Origin of the sequence: Sphingopyxis sp. KK2, from assembly GCF_001990265.1 — a bacterium.
Lineage (GTDB): Bacteria > Pseudomonadota > Alphaproteobacteria > Sphingomonadales > Sphingomonadaceae > Sphingopyxis.
The window spans coordinates 1-3,074 of the sequence record NZ_LYVN01000239.1; the positions used below are offsets into that span (position 1 = coordinate 1).

Genomic DNA, 3,074 nt, shown 5'->3' on the forward strand with positions numbered 1-3,074 from the left:
AGCGCGCCGGCATGGCGACCCTCAATAAAGATCAGCGCGTGAGTTACGAGCTTGAGACCGGCCGGGACGGAAAGGTTTCGGCCGTCAATCTCGAAGCGGCCTGACGCTTCAGATGGCCAAGGAAGAAGTCCTCAGCTTTGAGGGCATGATCGACGAGATTCTGCCCGACGGGCGATTCCGCGTCGAACTCGAAAATGGCCATCGGCTCATCGCCTACACAGCCGGCCGGATGCGGCGTTTCCGCATCCGCTCGGTTGTCGGCGACGCCGTACGCGTCGAAATGACACCCTATGACCTGACCAAGGGCCGCATCGTCTATCGCGATCGTGGTCCGGGCGGTCCGGGCGCCCCGAACAAGCGGCGCTGACATCCAATCCAAGAAGACCAACATGTTTAATAGCAGTATTTTCCCGAGCCTCTCCGCTCTTCCGCTCGCCGGAAAGCCGATGCAGCCGCACACCCCGACCCGGCGCTCGTCCACGCTCTCGCGGCGCGAACTCAGGCGCCTCATCGCCCACATGATCGATTGATCGAAAGGATAGCAGCATGGCCGCAACAGCAACGAGTGAACATTATCGTGAGCAGGCCGAGCGCTGCGAAGCCGACGCCGCCGCGTCCGAGCTGATGGAGGTGCGAGACCGCAACCTTCGTTCGGCCGCCGCTTGGCATGCCATGGCGAGCAGGCAACAGAAGTCCGAGCAGGCCCGCGCCGAGAAGGACCGCCTTGCCGACGCGGTGCGCGCTCAATGCCTCGCCTGAACGAAAGCCTGTCTCAATCGAACCGACCAGGGACATAGCCATGGATATGAACCAGCTTTTCTACCACCATCAAATCGCATTGATGGACGCCGATCGGGCGCGCCGGAATGGCCTTGCGACCACCAATTTTGACCTGGCGCGGCACTATGTGCGGCGCATCAACCGCTTCCGGGAAGGCCGCGGGCTTGCGCCCGATTTCATCGGCTACACGATGGCGAGCGCTTAGATCCCCGCTTTACCCGCGGGCACCAATCCAAGGGGGAGGCCTATGCCAGGGACGATTTTCGCCGGCGACAAGAAGGATCGCGGACCGAAGGCTCCTGCGCCTCCGCCAGAGGACGTCCCGCCGCATCCCGATCCCGCGCGGCGCGTCCCCGACAAGACCGGGCATATCAATGGTCACGCGCCCAAACCGACATTGCAATAGCCCGTCCCCGCCGCCCGAGCCGCGACCGTCAGGTCTTGCGCCGCCGTGCGCTGCTCAAGAGGCGCTTGATATGCGCCGCGACGCTTTCGGCATCATAAGGCCGCGCAAGATGCGGTCCCTCGTCGCAAAGATGGCCGGCGGCTCTCGCTGCCGCATCGACGCTTCCGGCGAGAAGGATTTCGGCGTCGGGGTAATGCCCGCGCACCCACATCCTAAGCTGGAACGCGTTGAGGCGTCTCGGTAGCTCGGCATCGGCGAGCAGTGCATCGATCGCCGCCGCGCCTTCCTCGAACGCGATAATGACTTCGTCGGACATTGCCGCCTCGAACACCTTGTAGCCGCAGTTCCGAAGATATTCGGCGAGCGCGTTGCGGATAAGCACGTCCGCGTCCGCGACGATCAGGCACTGCGGGTCTGACTGTCGTTCGTCCATGGGTCTCCAATCAGACGGGCGATAATATCCGCGAGCGCCGCGATCGAGTAGGGTTTCGCGAGGAAGGCATCGGCAGGATGGACGTCCTGCTCGAAGAGGTGCGCCGAGCATATGATCACGGGACGACTCGGCGCGAGCGACTTTGACCGCCGCATGAGTTCCAGCCCGTCGACCTCTCCGGGCATGCGAACATCCGTCACCATGAGATCGACTGTTTGACCCGACCGCAGAATATCGAGCGCTTCGACCCCGTTGGCAGCTTCGAGAATCCGGTACCCGACTTCACGCAAACTGTCGGCCAGCATGAAGCGGATCAGAAACTCGTCCTCGACCACCAATATTGTCTGTGCCGCCACCCTGGTCCCTTGCCACGACATACACCGGGCGAGCCCGACTGGATCCGCACTCCATGACGGAATGGTCGAAGGCTATACGTCCGGTAGCAAAGGCAGTTCCGGCGTCTCGAGCCAAATGCGAAGAAAAGGCCGGTGCCAGCTGGCGGCGCGGTCCGGTCTGTGCGCAACGATAGCGGCCCGCGTTCGGGCCGCGCCACCACCTGCCTCGAGGCCATCTTAGATAATTGTTTCCGGAATGGGCGAACGCCCTGACGCCGGTCCGGAACCCGCGCGCCGCTCACCGGTTCTGGAGGGAAGCAAAAGGAGCCCCCATGACCGACCCTGAACTTCCGACGCAACTGCTCATCCAGTCGAACAAGGCCGACACGATGCCGGTCAAAACCCGCGACGGCGACAAGCTCGGCTCCGTCCATGCCTATATGATCAACAAGCGGAGCGGCCATACCGCTTATGCCATCCTGTCGATCGGCGGGTTTCTCGGGATGGGCAAGGCCTATTATCCTCTGCCGTTCCAGCTGCTCGCGTTCGAACCCACGTCGGACTCCTACGTCGTCACCATCGATCGGCGCGTCCTTGAGGGCGGTCCGAGCTGGGCCGCCAATCCGCCGATCTTCGACCAGGCCTATGCAGATCGTGTCGCGAGCTATTACGAAGTGTCGAGGGAAGACCTCTCGCTCGGCGGAGGCGTCCCTATCGATGCCGGCCGATAAGGGCTGATGGTCTGCGCAAACCTCCTGCGTGCAAGCCTGAAGTCGGGCGTTATCGAAAACCGCTATGTGCGTAGCTTCGATCCGGCCGCCCTATGAATCAAAATGGCATTGCTCTCGCGACGGAACGCGCAACCCCTTGAAATCATGGATAGCTCTTTCTTATGTCGGTGCCGCAGCCGATCGGGCTGCAACATCCTCAACCTGGCAAGGAGAAGAAGATGTCCACCAAACATATCGAATATCTCCGGCGCGAGCATGCCCGCCTCGACGCCGAAATCGATCGGGAAGCACGGCAGCGTCTGCCCGACGAGCTTCTGATCGCGCGGCTCAAGAAGCTGAAGCTGGCGATCAAGGACCAGATCTCTGCATGGAGCAGCGATATCGGCGGG

General features: G+C 62.2%; 7 protein-coding genes and 1 pseudogene. 6 read left to right on the forward strand and 2 right to left on the reverse strand.

The genetic code is table 11. The features are described 5' to 3' along the window. The 4 genes and pseudogenes from B1A78_RS23250 to B1A78_RS21125 all read left to right on the forward strand — a co-directional run. A pseudogene (locus tag B1A78_RS23250) lies at positions 1 to 104 on the forward strand (cold-shock protein); the annotation flags it as partial. Between the two features lie 8 nt (positions 105 to 112). Continuing rightward, complete coding sequence (infA, locus tag B1A78_RS21115) at positions 113 to 367, forward strand: translation initiation factor IF-1 (RefSeq protein WP_077148817.1); 255 nt, start codon at positions 113 to 115, stop codon at positions 365 to 367. Positions 368 to 546: 179 nt separating this feature from the next. After that, complete coding sequence (locus B1A78_RS21120) at positions 547 to 759, forward strand: hypothetical protein (protein ID WP_077148818.1); 213 nt, start codon at positions 547 to 549, stop codon at positions 757 to 759. Between the two features lie 40 nt (positions 760 to 799). Next, positions 800 to 985: a hypothetical protein gene (locus B1A78_RS21125; RefSeq protein ID WP_077148819.1), complete on the forward strand. Its 186-nt coding sequence runs from the start codon at positions 800 to 802 to the stop codon at positions 983 to 985. A gap of 229 nt (positions 986 to 1,214) precedes the next feature. Here the strand turns inward: B1A78_RS21125 and B1A78_RS21130 are convergent, their stop codons facing one another. Together B1A78_RS21130 and B1A78_RS21135 are read right to left on the reverse strand one after the other, a co-directional pair. After that, the gene (locus B1A78_RS21130; protein WP_077148820.1) at positions 1,215 to 1,619 is read right to left on the reverse strand and encodes a response regulator; all 405 of its coding nucleotides are present in this window, start codon (positions 1,617 to 1,619) and stop codon (positions 1,215 to 1,217) included. Then, positions 1,586 to 1,975: a response regulator gene (locus B1A78_RS21135; protein ID WP_256839757.1), complete on the reverse strand. Its 390-nt coding sequence runs from the start codon at positions 1,973 to 1,975 to the stop codon at positions 1,586 to 1,588. Before B1A78_RS21135 ends, B1A78_RS21130 begins: the two co-directional genes overlap by 34 nt. A 311-nt stretch (positions 1,976 to 2,286) precedes the next feature. On the opposite strand from B1A78_RS21135, the gene B1A78_RS21140 reads away from it, so the two are divergent. Together B1A78_RS21140 and B1A78_RS21145 are read left to right on the forward strand one after the other, a co-directional pair. Beyond that, positions 2,287 to 2,685, forward strand: a complete 399-nt coding sequence (locus tag B1A78_RS21140) for a PRC-barrel domain-containing protein (RefSeq protein WP_077148822.1) — start codon at positions 2,287 to 2,289, stop codon at positions 2,683 to 2,685. Positions 2,686 to 2,852: 167 nt separating this feature from the next. Next, on the forward strand, positions 2,853 to 3,074 hold a 222-nt coding region (locus tag B1A78_RS21145), incomplete at its 3' end, for a YdcH family protein (protein WP_306171666.1).

Coding starts and splice junctions, on each gene's coding strand:
- infA (WP_077148817.1), top strand. CDS start 113: ATGGCCAAGGAAGAAGTCCTCAGCTTTGAGGGCATGATCGACGAGATT.
- B1A78_RS21120 (WP_077148818.1), top strand. CDS start 547: ATGGCCGCAACAGCAACGAGTGAACATTATCGTGAGCAGGCCGAGCGC.
- B1A78_RS21125 (WP_077148819.1), top strand. CDS start 800: ATGGATATGAACCAGCTTTTCTACCACCATCAAATCGCATTGATGGAC.
- B1A78_RS21130 (WP_077148820.1), bottom strand. CDS start 1,619: ATGGACGAACGACAGTCAGACCCGCAGTGCCTGATCGTCGCGGACGCG.
- B1A78_RS21140 (WP_077148822.1), top strand. CDS start 2,287: ATGACCGACCCTGAACTTCCGACGCAACTGCTCATCCAGTCGAACAAG.